This window comes from Roseinatronobacter ekhonensis (genome assembly GCF_900499075.1).
In the GTDB taxonomy this organism is placed as follows: Bacteria; Pseudomonadota; Alphaproteobacteria; order Rhodobacterales; family Rhodobacteraceae; genus Roseinatronobacter; species Roseinatronobacter ekhonensis.
In genome coordinates, this window is sequence record NZ_UIHC01000021.1 from 21990 (window position 1) to 37843 (window position 15854).

At 62.2% G+C, this 15854-nt stretch carries 15 protein-coding genes; 5 read left to right on the plus strand and 10 right to left on the minus strand.

Going from position 1 to position 15854, the window contains the following annotated elements:
- Nucleotides 1–37 precede the first annotated feature (37 nt).
- Nucleotides 38–1537: a CoA-acylating methylmalonate-semialdehyde dehydrogenase gene (locus ROE7235_RS10980; RefSeq protein ID WP_121095623.1), complete on the minus strand. Its 1500-nt coding sequence runs from the start codon at nucleotides 1535–1537 to the stop codon at nucleotides 38–40.
- A 104-nt stretch (nucleotides 1538–1641) separates the two neighbouring features.
- Here ROE7235_RS10980 and ROE7235_RS10985 point away from each other — a divergent pair, with 104 nt between their 5' ends.
- The gene (locus ROE7235_RS10985) at nucleotides 1642–2571 is read left to right on the plus strand and encodes a LysR family transcriptional regulator (RefSeq protein ID WP_121095625.1); all 930 of its coding nucleotides are present in this window, start codon (nucleotides 1642–1644) and stop codon (nucleotides 2569–2571) included.
- Here the strand turns inward: ROE7235_RS10985 and ROE7235_RS10990 are convergent.
- Nucleotides 2547–2876 (minus strand): PilZ domain-containing protein, encoded by a 330-nt coding sequence (locus ROE7235_RS10990; protein WP_183073477.1) that lies wholly within the window; start codon nucleotides 2874–2876, stop codon nucleotides 2547–2549. The genes ROE7235_RS10985 and ROE7235_RS10990 overlap by 25 nt on opposite strands.
- A gap of 159 nt (nucleotides 2877–3035) precedes the next feature.
- Here ROE7235_RS10990 and ROE7235_RS10995 point away from each other — a divergent pair, with 159 nt between their 5' ends.
- Nucleotides 3036–4292: a surface lipoprotein assembly modifier gene (locus ROE7235_RS10995; RefSeq protein WP_147434202.1), complete on the plus strand. Its 1257-nt coding sequence runs from the start codon at nucleotides 3036–3038 to the stop codon at nucleotides 4290–4292.
- 103 nt (nucleotides 4293–4395) lie between these two features.
- Here the strand turns inward: ROE7235_RS10995 and ROE7235_RS11000 are convergent, their stop codons facing one another.
- The 8 genes from ROE7235_RS11000 to ROE7235_RS11035 form a co-directional block, all read right to left on the minus strand.
- A complete protein-coding gene (locus ROE7235_RS11000) occupies nucleotides 4396–6216 on the minus strand; it encodes an autotransporter outer membrane beta-barrel domain-containing protein (RefSeq protein ID WP_121095572.1) in 1821 nt (606 codons plus the stop codon).
- 106 nt (nucleotides 6217–6322) lie between these two features.
- Nucleotides 6323–7132, minus strand: a complete 810-nt coding sequence (xth, locus tag ROE7235_RS11005; RefSeq protein WP_121095574.1) for an exodeoxyribonuclease III — start codon at nucleotides 7130–7132, stop codon at nucleotides 6323–6325.
- 58 nt (nucleotides 7133–7190) lie between these two features.
- Nucleotides 7191–9170: an ethylmalonyl-CoA mutase gene (locus tag ROE7235_RS11010; protein ID WP_121095576.1), complete on the minus strand. Its 1980-nt coding sequence runs from the start codon at nucleotides 9168–9170 to the stop codon at nucleotides 7191–7193.
- 107 nt (nucleotides 9171–9277) lie between these two features.
- The gene (locus ROE7235_RS11015) at nucleotides 9278–10012 is read right to left on the minus strand and encodes an SDR family NAD(P)-dependent oxidoreductase (protein ID WP_121095578.1); all 735 of its coding nucleotides are present in this window, start codon (nucleotides 10010–10012) and stop codon (nucleotides 9278–9280) included.
- On the minus strand, nucleotides 10009–10569 hold the full coding sequence (locus ROE7235_RS11020; protein WP_121095627.1) for a DUF3833 domain-containing protein: 561 nt from the start codon (nucleotides 10567–10569) through the stop codon (nucleotides 10009–10011). The genes ROE7235_RS11015 and ROE7235_RS11020 overlap by 4 nt, the downstream gene beginning before the upstream one ends.
- A 2-nt stretch (nucleotides 10570–10571) precedes the next feature.
- On the minus strand, nucleotides 10572–11753 hold the full coding sequence (locus ROE7235_RS11025; RefSeq protein ID WP_183073481.1) for an MFS transporter: 1182 nt from the start codon (nucleotides 11751–11753) through the stop codon (nucleotides 10572–10574).
- Between the two features lie 68 nt (nucleotides 11754–11821).
- On the minus strand, nucleotides 11822–12592 hold the full coding sequence (locus ROE7235_RS11030) for a DUF1365 domain-containing protein (RefSeq protein ID WP_121095580.1): 771 nt from the start codon (nucleotides 12590–12592) through the stop codon (nucleotides 11822–11824).
- On the minus strand, nucleotides 12589–13890 hold the full coding sequence (locus tag ROE7235_RS11035; protein ID WP_121095581.1) for an NAD(P)/FAD-dependent oxidoreductase: 1302 nt from the start codon (nucleotides 13888–13890) through the stop codon (nucleotides 12589–12591). Before ROE7235_RS11035 ends, ROE7235_RS11030 begins: the two co-directional genes overlap by 4 nt.
- A gap of 246 nt (nucleotides 13891–14136) precedes the next feature.
- Here ROE7235_RS11035 and ROE7235_RS11040 point away from each other — a divergent pair, with 246 nt between their 5' ends.
- The 3 genes from ROE7235_RS11040 to ROE7235_RS11050 all read left to right on the plus strand — a co-directional run bounded on the left by ROE7235_RS11040 (nucleotide 14137) and on the right by ROE7235_RS11050 (nucleotide 15747).
- The gene (locus ROE7235_RS11040; RefSeq protein ID WP_370743656.1) at nucleotides 14137–14688 is read left to right on the plus strand and encodes a sigma-70 family RNA polymerase sigma factor; all 552 of its coding nucleotides are present in this window, start codon (nucleotides 14137–14139) and stop codon (nucleotides 14686–14688) included.
- Between the two features lie 13 nt (nucleotides 14689–14701).
- Nucleotides 14702–15340, plus strand: a complete 639-nt coding sequence (locus tag ROE7235_RS11045) for a ChrR family anti-sigma-E factor (protein WP_121095583.1) — start codon at nucleotides 14702–14704, stop codon at nucleotides 15338–15340.
- 68 nt (nucleotides 15341–15408) lie between these two features.
- The gene (locus ROE7235_RS11050; RefSeq protein WP_121095585.1) at nucleotides 15409–15747 is read left to right on the plus strand and encodes a carboxymuconolactone decarboxylase family protein; all 339 of its coding nucleotides are present in this window, start codon (nucleotides 15409–15411) and stop codon (nucleotides 15745–15747) included.
- The last annotated feature ends 107 nt before the right edge of the window (nucleotides 15748–15854 follow it).

Here is a 15854-nt window from a genome sequence, read left to right on the forward strand (position 1 = left end):
GGGGGTGCGGGGGGTGCAAACCCCCCCGCCCTGTCCGTCAGTCCATCGCCTTGAAGTTGAACGCCGCCCCTTCCTTGATGCCCGACGGCCAACGCGAGGTCACGGTCTTGGTGCGCGTGTAGAACTTGAACGCATCCGGCCCGTGCTGGTTCAGATCGCCGAACCCGGATTTTTTCCAGCCGCCAAACGTGTGATAGGCCAGCGGCACCGGGATCGGCACGTTGATTCCGACCATCCCGATATTGATACGGTGCGCGAAATCGCGCGCCGTATCGCCGTCGCGGGTGAAGATCGCGGTGCCGTTGCCGTATTCGTGGTCCATGGCCATGCCAATCGCCTCGTCATAGGTCTTGGCGCGCACCATCGACAGGACCGGGCCGAATATTTCCTGCCGGTAGATGTCCATGTCGGTCGTCACGTGGTCGAACAGATGCGGCCCGACGAAAAAGCCGTTTTCATAACCTTGCAGTTTGAAATCTCGCCCGTCGACGGCCAGTTCGGCCCCTTGGTCAATGCCTGTCTGCACCAGCCGCTCGATGTTCTCTTTCGCCGCCGCCGTCACGACGGGGCCATAATCGACATCATCGCCTGCCGTCCAAGGGCCGACCTTCAGCGCCTCGATCTTGGGCACAAGGCGTTCGCGCAGGGCGTCTGCCGTGCCGTCGCCCACGGGCACAGCGACCGAAATTGCCATGCACCGTTCGCCCGCCGCGCCGTAGCCCGCGCCGATCAGCGCGTCGGCGGCCTGGTCCAGATCAGCGTCGGGCATGATGATCATGTGGTTCTTCGCGCCGCCAAAGCACTGCACGCGCTTGCCATTCGCACAACCACGCGAGTAGATGTAATGCGCGATGGGGGTGGACCCGACAAAGCCCACGGCCTGCACGGTGTCGTTGTCCAAGATCGCGTCCACCGCGTCCTTGTCGCCGTTCACCACTTGCAACACGCCGTCGGGCAGCCCCGCTTCCTTGAAAATCTCGGCCAGCATCAGCGGCACGCTAGGGTCACGTTCGGACGGTTTCAGGATCATCGCGTTGCCGCAGGCCAGCGCGGGCCCCATTTTCCACAAGGGGATCATGGCGGGAAAGTTGAACGGTGTGATGCCCGCGACCACGCCCAAAGGCTGTTTCATCGAATACATGTCTATGCCCGGGCCGGCGCTGTCGGTGTATTCGCCCTTCAGCAGTTGCGGCGCACCGATGCAATATTCGATCACTTCCAGCCCGCGCTGCACATCGCCCTTGGCGTCGACAAAGGTCTTGCCATGCTCGGATGACAGTTTCTCGGCCAGCTTGTCCATATCCCGGTTGATCAGGCCCACGGCGGCCATCATCACACGGGCACGTTTTTGCGGGTTGGTGGCCCCCCATGCGATCTGCGCTTTTGCGGCGCGCGCGACGGCATCGTCCAGCTCGGCCTTACTGGCCAGCGGCACGCGGGCCTGAACCTCGCCCGTGGCAGGGTTGTAGACATCAGCAAAGCGTCCCGACTGGCCCGCCACGCGCTTGCCGTCAATCCAATGAGATAGGTCTTCCATATCGCCCTCCATTTCCGTTTGGCTGCACGGTAGCCTTGCGTTTTCGCCTTGGGAAGACGCAATATGGCAAAGGGGCATTGCATTTTTGCAAGGGTTGGGTCGTGATGGACTGGGATGATATGCGCGTTTTCCTGACGCTTGCACGGGCGGCCAGCCTTGGCCGCGCGGGGCAGGTTTTGAAGATGGACCCGGCGACAGTCGGCCGCCGTATTGCCCGGTTGGAAGCGCGGCTGGGCCAACGCCTGTTCCAGCGCTCGCATCAGGGCTATGCACTGACCGAGGACGGCTTGCGCCTTTTGCCACATGTCGAAGCCGCGCAAGCGCATCTGCGCGCGGCAGAGACGCCAAGCGACAGCGGGAGCGGACTGAGCGGTCAAATCCGGCTGGGCGCGCCCGATGGCTGCGCCAACTACCTGCTGCCGCAGGTCATCGCGAATATCTGCGCCGAACATCCCGCGTTGGAGGTCCAGATCGTGGCATTGCCGCGCGTGTTCAACCTGTCGCGGCGCGAAGCGGATATGGCCATAGGCGTGTCTGCGCCGCAGGCCGGGCGATTGAGCGTGCAGAAAATCACCGAGTATCATCTGCACTTCGCAGCCGCGCGCGACTATCTGGACCGTCACGACCCGATCACCCGCGTCGCGGATCTGCGTGGGCATCAACTGGTTGGGTATATTCCAGACATGATCTTTGACAGCGAGTTGGACTATCTTGCGCGTTTGGACCTGCCCGCAGCGCAAATGACCTCGAATTCGGTTCCGGTGCAACTGAACCTTTTGCGTCAAGGCGGGGGTCTGGGCGTGGTTCATGATTTCGCACTGCCACATGCGCCGGAATTGCAGCGCGTGCTGGTCAAGGCGTTCAGCCTGACCCGCGCGTTTTATCTGATCCGCCATGCCGACGACCGCCGCAATACCCGGTTGGGGCAGTTTGCCGATGCACTAAGACGCGGCATGTGTGCCCAAGTCAGGCAACTTGAAGGGGCGGTCCTGCAAGCGGAACTCCCCGCTCAGGCCATTTCGGAAAACCCGTAGATGCGCGCGGCACTGGCCGGTTTCAGCCCCCGCGACACGGCGGACAGAAAGCGCGCTTTCTCTGACGGCGGGCAATCCGGCACAAAGCATAAGCCCGCGCGTGGGCCGCGCACCCAGCGCACCTCGGCGGTGATGACGGCGCCCTTGCAGTGCAAGCGCAGGCGATCCCCGGCCATAACCTGCCGCACACCGTCCAGACAGACGCCATCTGCCGAGAAATCGCGCAAGTAGGCCGTGTTGCGCCGACCGTCATGAATAATCCCAACCATTGCGGTGCTGCGCACGCGCTCGAACCTGCGAACCATTGTCACCCTCCTGTGCCACAACAGCAACAAGGCTGGCATCCAAAGGGTTCAAAACTCGTTAAGGCAGGGCCATTCAGGGCCAACAGATTGACTTCACGGTTAATCTCTCGCATCTTGGCATAAAAGCGCCGCTAGAGCGCATGGCAGATTGAGCAGAATTTGACCAAGGTAAGACAGATGTTGCGGGCCTCTGGCCTTGCGCTGGTGTTGGGCGGTGTGGCCGTCCACGCGCAGGCACCAGAGCAACCGCAGTCGCGCGCGATGCAGATTGCGGCGGATGCGCCGGACCAGCAGGTCCGCGCAACCTGGCGGCGTGCGCTTGAACACATGCGCACGGGCGCGCCACGCGCAGCGCTGCCCATCCTTGAACGGCTGGTCACGAATTTCCCGGCCGTAGCGCGGTTCCGGCTGGAACTGGCCCGCGCGCTTTATCTGATCGAAGATGACGAGCGGGCACGGTATCATTTCGAATACGCGCTCGCGGGCGAATTGAGCCTTGGCGAGATCAAGGCTGTGCAAGACTACCTGACCGCCATGGACACCCGCAAAAGCTGGCGCGGGCAGGCGCGGATCGCCGTGGTGCCGCAAACCAACCCGTGGCAACGCTCGGGCCAGCCATTCGTGGATATCGGAGGTGTTTTGCTGCTGCCGTTGCCACCAGTGGAACGTGCAGTCGGGATCGAACTGGCGCTTGGCGCGACATGGCTGCCGCGCTTGCGACAAGACCTGCATGCGCGCGCGCATGTCGTAGCGACCGGGCAGATGTTCAAAGACAGCAGCTTTGCACGTGGCCATCTGCGGGGCGAGTTCGGCTTTGTCCATTTTGGCGATCACGGGCAACAATTCGGCCTTGGTGTAACCGTGCAGGGCGCAGCCGGACGCGACGGGCTGATCATGAAAGGTGCGGGCATCTACGGCGCGTTCCAACGTCGTTTCGGGCGCAGGACGCAGATGTCCATCTCTGCCAATTACGACGAATTGCGCTTTGTCGGCGCGCCGCAGTTTAACGGGCCGCGGGCCACGCTATCGCTGGGATTGCAGCACATATTGTCGCCGCAGATGAAGCTGACAGGTTCGCTCAGCCTGTCGCACCATCACACGCAGGCGTTGTTCCACCGCCGTACCGACGCGGTTCTGAGTGCGGGCACGGAATACAGCTTTGGCGGCGGGCTGGTGACAGGGTTGGAAGCAAGCCTTGGACATACCCGTTTTGCCGAAGCGAACCCGCTTTTGGCGCAACACGGGCCCCAACGCGACTGGAGTGCGCAACTCACCGCGACCCTCATGCACCGCGACTATTCGGTTTATGGCTTTGCGCCTGTGCTGCAAATGGGCCTAGAGCACAACAAGAGCAATGTGCCGATGCGCAACTATGACAACATCAAAGTCAGCCTAGGGGCGACGCGGAATTTCTGAGGCTGCGCGCCGCGGTGATGCTGGCTATGGTAGGACGCGGTGGCGGCGTGCGACGCAGGGTCTAGCCTGCATCGCGGTCAGGTCGCTATAGCAAGGCCTAGGGTCAGAAGCGCAGCGCGCCCCCGACAGATGCAGAGGCCGCGCCGGAATCGTCCAGGCGCAATTCGGTGCGCAATACCCATGGGTTTGAGCTGCCGAATTCGAAATCCGCGCCCACGCGCAGATACCCGACGCTGCTTTTGCCAGAGGGGGCAAAGCTTGCAGATGCGGCCCCCAGCGTCATGGTCACGTCACCGCCGCTTGCGGCAATCCCGGTCAGGCCCACATAGGGCGTGACCGTGGTAGCGCCCATTTGTATGCGTTGGCCCAGTTCCAGATCGACAAACCCCGTCACGATGTTGCGGCTGCCAATCGTCGCACCGGCCAGCGCGGCCGCGCCAACGCTACTGAACCGATAAGCGGTCACACCCGCTTGCGCCGTCAGCCGCAAACCCGTTTCGCCGTGATGCTTCAACCTCGCTGTCAAGCCGACCAACTGGCCATCCGCTTCGGCGCCGATCATCGTTCCCATGTCCAGACGGGTCATGCCAAGATATGCCGCCATGTCCAACCGTGTGCTCTCGGACAGGTCATACCCGCTGCGCAGCCCGACGGCGAGTTGTCGTTGAAAAGGCTGCCCCCCGCCATCGACATCGCCGCCGGAATAGACCGCAAACACGCCAACCGACCCGAAATCATGGCCGCCTGCGATCTGTCCTGTTTTCAGGTCAGAGCCGCCGGACACGCCATTGGCCAGCCAAGAGCCGGTGCCGCCAGACGCTGACAAGGCACTCATCCCCATCGAGTAGCCTAATTCGGCGCTCAAAAGATCAACTTGCCCGATCAGCGCGGGGTCCAACATGACCAGCGCCCCGCCGTCGTACAACACGCTGTCGATACGGAAATCGAGGATTTCCGGATCGCTGAGGAACTGCACCACGCCTGTATTCACCTCGCTGACGATCAAGCTATCGGTGCCCGCGCCCAGCTCGACCGCACCGTTGATGGTGCCGCCTGCGATTTCAAGCGAGTCGTCGCCTGCGCCAAGGTCCAGTGCAAGGCCACCGCGCCCGGTAATGGTGCCGGAATTGAACACGGTCTGTGCGCCCGTATCGGCGGGGTCCGTGTTGATACCGATATTTCCTTCGATCAGCCCGCTATTGGTTATGGTCGAGGCGTCAGACGACGGGTCAAAGTCGATCGCGTCTTGCGTGCCGACAGCGAGGATCGTGCCGGAATTGACGATTGTGCCACTGTCTAGGTCAATGCCATCCTGATCCCCGCCGATGGACCGAATGATGCCGCTATTGGTGATCGTCGCATTGCGTGCGGCATTTACCGCATCGTCACCGGCTTCGATCAGGCCTGCATTCGTCAGGGTCGCATCATCAGTGTTGATGTTGACACCTTCATCATCGGCGTAGATCTCGCCGGTCGCATGGTTGATGACCGTCGCGTTGTCTTCCAGCTGGACGCCATCATCCGTGCCCCGGATCGTGCCGTAATTCTCGACAACTCCATCATTGTCGATATTGACGCCATCGCCATCAAGGCCCGTGATGGTGCCGTGGTTTATGACGGTATTGCCGTTATCGCCTTGCACGCCGTGGTCATTCTGCCCGGTCAGAGTGCCGAAATTGGTGAAATTGTTGTCGTCGTCGAATTCAAAGGCCTGATCCGCGCCGGTGATGACCGCACCGGTCTGAACGGTGAGCGTCGCGTCATCCAGACCGTCATCGACAATACCGATCCCGGTGCCGGCGCACGCAATCACATCACCGTCGCTTGGCGCGGCTGGGGTGCAGGTCTGCTGTGCGACAACAGGTGCGCCGAACGCGGCGCAGATGGCAATTACCGAAATAGAGGTCAGCGGGCGGTTCAGCATTGAATATCCCTCGGGCGTCATATTGTTTGCCAAAGGGGTAGCGCCGGTTTGTAACGCTCTCGTGACCAATGCGGGAAGTGGTGTGATTGGTGCCGCCCGCGCCCGATTAGACCGCCATCTCGGCCCAGATCGGCACATGGTCCGACGGCTTCTCTTCCCCCCGCACCGCGCGGTCTATGCCGCAATCCTGCAACCAGTCGGCGGCATAGGGGCAGAGCAGGATATGGTCGATGCGAATGCCGTCATTGCGGTCCCACGCACCCGCCTGATAATCCCAGAAGGTATAGCTTTCGGGGGCCTGCATGCGGGCGCGCAGTGCATCTGTCAGGCCAAGATTGACCAGCCGCCGGAACGCCGCGCGCGAGGGCAGGCGGTAGAGCGCGTCATGCTCCCACGCTTTGGGGCGCGCGGCATCCTCTGGCTGCGGGATGATATTGTAATCACCCAGCATGACAAACGGGGTCTCATCCGTCAGAAGCGCTTCGGCCCGCGCGCGCAGCCGGTCCATCCATGCCAGCTTATAGGCGTATTTGCCGCCCGGCACGGGTTCGCCCGCATCGTCCAATTCCACCGGGTTGCCATTGGGCAGATACAAACCGCAAACCCGCAGGTCATGCGCTGCACCCTTCACGGTGGCTTCAATATACCGGGCCTGCGCATCGTCATCATTTCCGGGCAGCCCGCGGGTTACATCCGACAGCGGAAGCTTGCTGGCAATCGCGACCCCGTTAAAGCCCTTTTGACCGTGGGTTTCCAGTTGGTAGCCGCGATCTTCGAATATCTCGCGCGGGAAGCCGTCATCCACCGATTTGATTTCCTGCATCACCAGCACATCGGGCTGAAACGCATCCAGCCAGCGGGTCAGCGCGGGACCACGCGCCTTGATGCCGTTGATGTTGAAGCTGACCAGTTTCATAGATGCCCCCTGCCTGTCGGGGCCATAGTTGCCCCGCCCTTGCAGGCAGGGCAAGGGGTTACTCTGCCGCGACCGGTGTCTGGTCGACCAGCGCGACGATATCCATCATGATCTGGTTCAGTTTGAAATCCTTGGGGGTGTAGACCTGCGCCACACCCATGGCACGCAGGCGGGCGGCGTCATCTTCGGGGATGATCCCGCCGACAATGACCGGCACATGCGCCAGACCCTCTGCGCGCAACTGCGCCATCAGGTCAGCCATAAGCGGCATATGGCTGCCCGACAGGATCGACAGGCCAACGACATGCGCGTCCTCGTCGCGCACGGCGGCGACGATTTCGGCAGGTGTCAGGCGAATACCCTCATAGGCAATTTCCATCCCGCAGTCGCGGGCACGCGCCGCGATCTGTTCGGCCCCGTTGGAATGCCCGTCCAGCCCCGGCTTGCCGACCACGAATTTCAGCTTGCGGCCCAGCTTGGTGCTGACGGCATCGACGGCTTCGCGCACATCCTCCAGCCCCTCGGTACGGTTGGACGGCGCGCGCGCTACCCCCGTCGGGCCGCGATAAAGGCCAAAGGCCGCGCGCACGGTTTCGCCCCATTCGCCGGTCGTGGCACCCGCTTTCGCCGCCGCAATCGACGGGGCCATCACGTTGCGCCCGTCGCGCGCGGCGGCGCGCAGGTCTGCCAGCGCCGCCTTGACCGCCGCCTCGTCGCGGGTGGCGCGCCAGTCGTTCAGGCGACCGATCTGGTCGGCCTCTGCCTCTGGGTCGGACACCATGATCGCGTCCTCGCCGGTGGTCAGGGGCGATGGTTCGGTTGTGGTGAACTTGTTCACCCCGACCACGACGGTTTCACCGGTTTCAATACCGGCAATGCGCTCTGCATTCGCCTCGACCAGACGCGATTTCATATACTCGATGGCTTTGACCGCGCCGCCCATCTCGTCGATGCGGGCCAATTCCTCGCGCGCGCCTTGGGCCAGTTCGGCCACCTTGCGGTCAATCGCAGGGTTGTTGTCGAACAGATCGTCATATTCCAACAGGTCGGTTTCATAGGCCAGAACCTGTTGCAAGCGCAGCGACCATTGCTGATCCCACGGGCGCGGCAGGCCCAGCGCCTCGTTCCACGCGGGCAGTTGCAACGCGCGGCAACGGGCCTTTTTCGACAGTGTCACCGCCAGCGCTTCGATCAGAATGCGGTAGACGTTATTTTCCGGTTGCTGTTCGGTCAGGCCAAGGCTGTTCACCTGCACCCCATACCGGAACCGGCGGTATTTCGGGTCGTCTATGCCGTAGCGGTCGCGGCATATCTCATCCCACAGGTCCACGAAGGCGCGCATCTTGCACATCTCGGTCACGAAGCGGATACCTGCGTTCACAAAGAACGAAATGCGCCCCACCATCTGCGGGAAATGTTCTGCCGGAACCTTGGTTTTCAGGTCATCCAGCACCGCGCAGGCGGTCGCCAGCGCAAAGGCAAGTTCCTGCTGTGGCGTGGCCCCCGCCTCTTGCAGGTGGTAAGAACACACGTTCATCGGGTTCCATTTGGGTAGGTGTTCGCGCGTATAGGCCGCGACATCGGTGATCATCCGCATCGACGGTTCGGGCGGGCAGATATACGTTCCGCGCGACAGGTATTCCTTGATCAGGTCATTCTGCACCGTGCCGCTCAGCTTGGACACATCCGCGCCCTGCTCTTCGGCCACCGCGATATACAGCGCCAGCAACCATGGCGCCGTCGCGTTGATGGTCATCGAGGTGTTCATCTGCTCCAGCGGGATCGCGTCGAACAAAAGCCGCATATCGCCCAGATGGCTGACCGGCACGCCGACCTTGCCGACCTCGCCCTTCGACAATTCGTGGTCGCTGTCATAGCCCGTCTGCGTGGGCAGATCGAAGGCGACAGACAAGCCTGTCTGCCCCTTGGACAGGTTGTTGCGGTAGAGCGCGTTCGACGCGCGCGCCGTCGAATGCCCGGCATAGGTCCGAAACAGCCAGGGCTTATCCTTTTGCGGCGTGGCTTTTGTGTCGGTCATGCGGGCCTCCGGCAATGCGTGCGAAACTTTTTTGCCTAAACACCTGCAAAAGACGCAAGATAATGTCAAGCGCTAATCGCTGCATTGCGGCAATGCGCGCAGGCGGCTTATCGCCCGAACACCCGGTAATACAGCCAATCGGGCAGGAAATTGCCGCCGCGGAACACCAGTGAGAACAGCTTGGGGAACGCGCGCTGGAACTTTTCCGAGCGCATGAGCATCATCATTTCATCCGCCGCCGCCTCTGGTTCCATGATGAACGGCATGGCGAAATCGTTCTTCTCTGTCAGCCGGGTGCGGATGAACCCCGGCACCGCCAGTTGCACATCCACCCCCGTGCGGCGCAGATCGCAATGCATGGACTCCGCCAGATGCATCAGCCCCGCCTTGGACGACGCATAGCCAATCGCACCGGGCAAGCCCCGGTAGCCCGAGAGCGAGCCTGTAATCACCACATGCCCCGCCCCGCGCGCGACCATGGCGGGCACAACCTGCCCCAGCACGCGGACGGCACCGGTCAGGTTCACGTCGAACATTGCCTCTGCCTGTTCCGGGTTCCAGTCTTGCGCCGGAAAGGGCCAGTAGACACCGGCCAGAAAGACCAATCCGTCGACCGCGCCGACCTGGTCTGCCGCCGCCACAACAGACGCGCGGTCCGACACGTCGCAGGCCACCACGCGGGCCGGACCGGGCAGGCTGTCTGCCAAGGCTTGCAGCGCGTCGGTGCCGCGCGCGCTCAAAACCAGTTCGACACCTGCTTTCGACAGCTTTTCAGCCAGCGCACGCCCCAACCCTTCAGAGGCCCCGACCAGCCAATAGGTCTTGCCCGATAGCTTTCTCATGCGTCCACCTTTCGCATTGTCGCCACCAATTCCGCGACCTTGATCCCGTATTTGCGAAACTGGCTGCGGTTCACGATCGTGGTCTCGTCTATCAGATACAGCCAGTCGGTGACATCCAGCGCGTGCCCTCCCGCGCTTTCGGGCAGCCGGATCGTGTAGCACAACTGCACGGCGGCGCCCTTTTGCGTGCCCTCGCCACGGCCGACCAGATCGTCGGCCTCTGCCCGGATACGCCCGCCGCTTAGCAGTGTCAGCCGCCATTCGCGGTCCTGCTCGGTGCCGCTGTCATAGCGGAAATGTTCGGCCAGCGTGCCGCTGTCGCCGTCCCATGTGCCGTGCATATCTGCGGTAAACCGCGATGACACGCGCCCCATCGGTCCGTAGATCACACCCTCGCAGGTCATTGGTCCCGACAGATGCTTGCGGATGTCGAATGCGGGTTCCATCGCGGCATAATCCTGCGGTGTCTGGGCGGGAAAGCGCATGAACCGCTGCACCGCCGCTACCAGCGCCAGCATCAGCGCCATACCGGCCAGCAGGGTCAGGAATGTGGTCATCATCAACTCTCCTTCAAAGGGGTCAGCGCCAGCAGCGCGAAGGCGCAGGCCTTCAGCGCTGTAGGCAATGCCGCGTATAGCAGTACCAGCGCCGTCAGCGCGGTGTCGGAATTGTCGGTGCCCTGCTCGAATCCCGCCATGTCCAGCGTCGGGAACACGATCAGCGCCGCAAGCGCCAGCGTGGCCTTGGTCACAAACGCCCATAGGCCAAAACCCTGCGCGGCCTCTGGCGACAGCTCTGCCATGCGGCGTGAGAAAATGGCGGGCAGAAGCGTCAGATCCGCCCCCATGCCAAAGCCCGACAGAATACAGATAACGGCGAAGGCCGTCAGGTCGCCCGGCCCCAGCGTCAGCACAAACGCGAAACTGGCCATGGCCAGCGCCATCCCGATCAAGAGCGCAGTTTTTGCGCCGAAGCGTTTGGCGACCTGCGCCCAGACCGGCGCGCTTGCGGCGGCGGCCAGAAACAGCAGCACCAACAGCGGCCCCTCTGCCCCGTCGGTGCGCAGCACGGCTTCGGCGTAAAACAGAAACAGGGTCGAGGTGATGGCCACGGGTGTAGCGTTCACCAGCGCAATCGTCAGCAGGCGGCGGGCGGTGGCATCTTTCAACACGTCGCGGACAGTGGGGCCAACCGCCGACAGGTCGGGGCGAAAGCGCGGCCATTCGGCGCGCATGGCCAGCGCCGCGACAAGGGCCACGACCACAAAGCCGAAGGCAAACCCGGTGAACGGCGCGGGGAGGATGTTTTCCAGCGCGACCGGCGCGGCTGCGGCAACGCACACGCCCGCCAGCGCCCCGCTTTCACGCCATGCGGCCAGCCGGACATGCCCGCCCTGCCCCATGCCAGCGCCGCGCGCGGCACCTGTGGCGTAAAAACAGATGGTCAGAAAGGAATAGGCGGTGAACAGCACTGTGATCGCAATCGCAAACCATGCCAGCGGCCAGAACATGGGCTCGACCGCGAACAGCATGACCATCGCGCCCGACAGCGCAACCACTGCCGTTGCCGTCGCCTGCCCGCGCCATGCCCCAAGCCGCGCCGCCAGCCACCCGAGCGCCGGATCTTGCACGAAGTCCAACCCGCGCAGCACGAACAAAACGGTGCCCAGCGCCGCCAAAGAGACCGCGTATTCATCGACGTAGAAATAGGGGGCGTGAATATAGATCGGCAGCCCCGCCATCGCCAGCAACCCGCCATAAAGCGAGTATCCCCACAAACGGGGGGCTTGTGCTATCGCGGCGGCATCGCTCACTGGCTAACCTCTTCCACCGGCGGCACGGGGCGGTTGCGAAAGCGCGCGCCTTTCCACCACAGTTTCAGTGCCTGCCAGTGGATCAGCGCCAGCACGCGGCGTGACCCCATGCGCGCGACCATCGCACGCAGGATCGCGGCGTTGCCCAAGGGTTTACGCGCGCCGGTCAGCGTGGCGACCAGCCCCGCATTCTCGGCCTCTGTATCCTGACGGTAGCCGATGCGGATGTTCACCTTGTCCGGCGTCATCTCTACGTGGAAGCTGTAATCGCCTTCGACCGGCTGGAAGGGTGAGACATAGAATATCTTGCGCGCCTGCAATTCATCGCTGGGCAAAATCGCCGAGCGGTCGGGTTTCACGCACAGGTAGGAATGGCGGTCGCCGTAAGTGTTGTTCACCTCTGCCACCATGGCGCGCAACGCTCCCGCTTTGTCATGGCATAGCCAAAAACTGACGGGGTTGAACAAATGCCCCAAGACGCGCGGTTGGGTCAGCAGCATCAGGCGGCCATCGGTCACGCCCTCTAACTGGTGTTCGGCCAGCACCTCGCGCACCCAAACAGCCCCGCGCCCCTGCCCCGGCATACCGCCATGATCACGGTCCGACAGGCTGGCAATGTTGCGCTTGTCGCGTGACAGCAGACGGGGCGTTTGTAATTTGGCCTCTGCGTCAAACAGCACGTAATCGACCGCGTAGGTAAACCGGTTGTTTACCGGCCCACGCCGCCCGTGAAAGGTCTGGCCTGCGATATGCTCGACCGTGCTCATGCCACAGCCGCCAGTTTACGCGCGCGCGCTTCCATCGCGCGGGCCACATCGACCGCGCTTTTGAACCCGTCCTCGTGAAAACCACTATGCAACCACGCCCCGGTGAACCATGTGCGGTTGCGTCCGTTCATGTCGCGCACGGCGCCTTGCGCGTCCAGCGCGGCGGCGTCGTAGACCGGGTGGTCAAAGCTGTAAGTGTCGTAAATGCACTCCTCTCGGACCGGATGGTTGGCGTTAAGTGTCACGAAAATCGGGTCATCCTGCGGGATGGGCTGAAGCGAGTTCATCCAGTAACTGAGCGAGATGCGCGCGCGATCTTCCGGCCCGCGTTCGGTATAGGCCCAGCTTGACCATGTCTTGCGCCGCTTGGGCATGAAATCGGCATCGCAATGCAACACGGCGTCATTTGTCTGGTAGCGCACGGCGCCCAGTGCGCGGCGCTCGGCCTCTGTCGGGTCCGCCAGTAGGCGCAAGGTGATGTCGGAATGGGTGGCAAAGATCACCTCGTCAAAACGTTCGGCCTCTGCCCCCCGCGCCTTTATCTGCACGCCATCGACACCGCGCGTGACCTGCTCGACGGGGGTGCCCGCCCGCAGGTTGACGCCTGCGCGCTCCAGATAAGCACTCAACCGGGAAACATATTCAATCGAACCGCCGCGCACCGTGTGCCATTGGTGCTGGCCATTGGCACTTAGCAGCGCATGGTTGCGGAAGAACTCCATCATTGCGGTGGCGGGGAAATCTAGGATCTTCACGGTCGGTGTTGACCAGATCGCGCCAGAAAACGGCAGGATATAGCGGTCGCGGAACCACGCGCTTGTGCCGAGCTTGTCCAGCAATCCGCCGATGGTCAGGCCGGGATTGGCCAAAGCCACGCGATGGCCATTCTTGTTGAAATGCAGAATATCGCGCACCATGCGCAGGTGGCGCGGGTCCAGTGCCGCACGGCGGGTGGCGAACACCTGATCCAGAGAGCCAAGCCCGTATTCGTAACGTCCGGCATCGAACGACGCGCAAAAGCTCATATTTGACGGCGCGGTCGGCACATCAAGCTTTTCGAACAGCGCGGTCAGGTTGGGATAATTCACATGGTTGAATACGATAAATCCGGTATCCACCGGCTGATCGCCGCGCTTTCCGGCAATCACTGTGCGCGCATGGCCGCCCAAGCGGGGTTCAGCTTCGAACAACGTAACGCGATGGCGCTGCGACATAAGGTAGGCGCCCGCCAGCCCCGAAATGCCCCCGCCGATTATCGCAATCCGCCGCGCGGGCATGTCAATCATTTCAAAGGGCATAGTGTCTCCGTTACTTGACAGTCTGAAAGCCGCGATGTGGGCATTGTGTGTTTTACGCGGGGTATGAACTGCCGGATCAAAGGGAAAAACATCTCATATCTGTGCATATTTTTTGATCCGGCTGTGCGCCAATACCGTATGTCAGGTATGTTTGACAGTTTCCAGCCTCTCACGGTGCCTCGACACGCGCCCGCCTTGCCCCATATGATGCGGCAAAAGCGGTTCGCTTGGGCCGTGCGACAGGGGCTGAAACGTGTGAGCAGCGACAAAGACAAAGATTGGGGTGCCGCGCTACGCCGCGTTGCCGATGCGCAAGATCGCGACGCTTTCGCGGAGCTGTTCGGCCATTTCGGTCCCCGCGTTAAAGCCTATCTGATGAAATCGGGGGCGGATGCTGCCAGTGCGGAAGAATGCACACAAGATGTGATGGTCACGGTCTGGCGCAAGGCCGGCCAGTTCAACCCGGCGCGGGCCTCTGCCGCGACATGGATATTCACCATCGCGCGGAACCGGCGCATCGACATGCTGCGTCGCGACAACCGGCCCGACCCCGAAGACCTGCCATGGGGGCCCGAAGCGGAACCCGATCAGGAAGACGCGCTCTCGTTGCAACAGGAAACGGAAAAGCTTGCCAATGCGCTGCGCGAGCTTCCCGAAGCGCAGCGCAGCATGATCGAACGGGCCTATTTCAACGACCTGTCGCATAGCGAAATTGCGGATGCGACAGGTTTGCCCCTTGGCACAATAAAATCGCGGATCAGATTGGCGCTGGAAAGGCTGCGCCACTCCTTGAGTTAAGAAAGCAACGACGATGATTACCCACCACCTGAACGACAATTTGTTGATGGCCTATTCGGCAGGTTCGCTGCCGGAGGCGTTCAACCTTGTGGTTGCGACACATATCTCGGTTTGTGATGACTGCCGGGCGCGGCTGGCCGGGTTCGATGCTTTGGGCGGCGCATTGATGGAAGACGACGAGGCCGACCTTGCCGAAGACTCGCTTGCCAACGTGATGGCGCGGATCAAATCTGGCGCGGCAACGGCGAAACCGGCACCAAAACCGCGCGACCCGGTCCTGCCATCGCCACTGGTTGACGCGATAGGCGGCGGGCTGGACGCCGTGCAATGGCGCCCCGTGGGAGGCGGCGTGCGGCAGGCGATCCTGCGCACATCTGACAAGGCAAGCGCGCGCTTGTTGCATATTCCCGCTGGCGCGGCAGTGCCCGATCACGGACACCAAGGGCTGGAATTGACGCTTGTGCTGCAAGGCGCGTTTCGCGACGAAGAGGCCCGCTTCGCACGCGGAGATGTCGAGATCGCGACACAAGATACCCAGCACACGCCGATCGCGGAGCCGGGGGCGGATTGCATCTGCCTTGCTGCGACAGACGCGCCGCTGAAATTCCGCGCGATACTGCCGCGACTGGCGCAACCCTTCCTGCGGATTTGACGCAGGTCAAGGCCGGACCAAGGTTCACACTGTAAGGATTGGGGCGACACTCAACACAGGATTGCCCCATGAATTACCCCGATTTCATCGACGCAACGCGCGATCAGAGCCGTGCGTTGTTCAAGACCATTCCCGACACGATGAAAGGCTTTGGCGCGCTGTCGAATGCCGCAAAGGAAAGCCCTGCGATTGGTGTGAAGGAAAAAGAATTCGTCGCGCTTGGCATTGCCGTCGCCGTGCGCTGCGAACCTTGCATCGCCTTTCATGTCGAAGCCCTGATGAAGGCGGGTGCAACCCGCGAGGAACTGGGCGATGTGTTGGCAATGTGCATCCAGATGGGCGGCGGCCCGGCTGTGATGTATGCAGGCAAGGCGCTGGAATGTTGGGACCAATTGACCGCAGCCTGACCAGACCGTGTGACCCAGCGCCGTGTGCTGCGCCGGTGCCCGACAAATTGTTGACCCGGTTCACACAAAAAAAACCCCGCCATTTCTGGCGGGGTAAGTGGGCGCCC

Coding starts and splice junctions, on each gene's coding strand:
- ROE7235_RS10980 (WP_121095623.1), bottom strand. CDS start 1,537: ATGGAAGACCTATCTCATTGGATTGACGGCAAGCGCGTGGCGGGCCAG.
- ROE7235_RS10985 (WP_121095625.1), top strand. CDS start 1,642: ATGGACTGGGATGATATGCGCGTTTTCCTGACGCTTGCACGGGCGGCC.
- ROE7235_RS10990 (WP_183073477.1), bottom strand. CDS start 2,876: ATGGTTCGCAGGTTCGAGCGCGTGCGCAGCACCGCAATGGTTGGGATT.
- ROE7235_RS11000 (WP_121095572.1), bottom strand. CDS start 6,216: ATGCTGAACCGCCCGCTGACCTCTATTTCGGTAATTGCCATCTGCGCC.
- xth (WP_121095574.1), bottom strand. CDS start 7,132: ATGAAACTGGTCAGCTTCAACATCAACGGCATCAAGGCGCGTGGTCCC.
- ROE7235_RS11010 (WP_121095576.1), bottom strand. CDS start 9,170: ATGACCGACACAAAAGCCACGCCGCAAAAGGATAAGCCCTGGCTGTTT.
- ROE7235_RS11015 (WP_121095578.1), bottom strand. CDS start 10,012: ATGAGAAAGCTATCGGGCAAGACCTATTGGCTGGTCGGGGCCTCTGAA.
- ROE7235_RS11020 (WP_121095627.1), bottom strand. CDS start 10,569: ATGACCACATTCCTGACCCTGCTGGCCGGTATGGCGCTGATGCTGGCG.
- ROE7235_RS11025 (WP_183073481.1), bottom strand. CDS start 11,753: ATGGCGGGGCTGCCGATCTATATTCACGCCCCCTATTTCTACGTCGAT.
- ROE7235_RS11030 (WP_121095580.1), bottom strand. CDS start 12,592: ATGAGCACGGTCGAGCATATCGCAGGCCAGACCTTTCACGGGCGGCGT.
- ROE7235_RS11035 (WP_121095581.1), bottom strand. CDS start 13,890: ATGCCCTTTGAAATGATTGACATGCCCGCGCGGCGGATTGCGATAATC.
- ROE7235_RS11045 (WP_121095583.1), top strand. CDS start 14,702: ATGATTACCCACCACCTGAACGACAATTTGTTGATGGCCTATTCGGCA.
- ROE7235_RS11050 (WP_121095585.1), top strand. CDS start 15,409: ATGAATTACCCCGATTTCATCGACGCAACGCGCGATCAGAGCCGTGCG.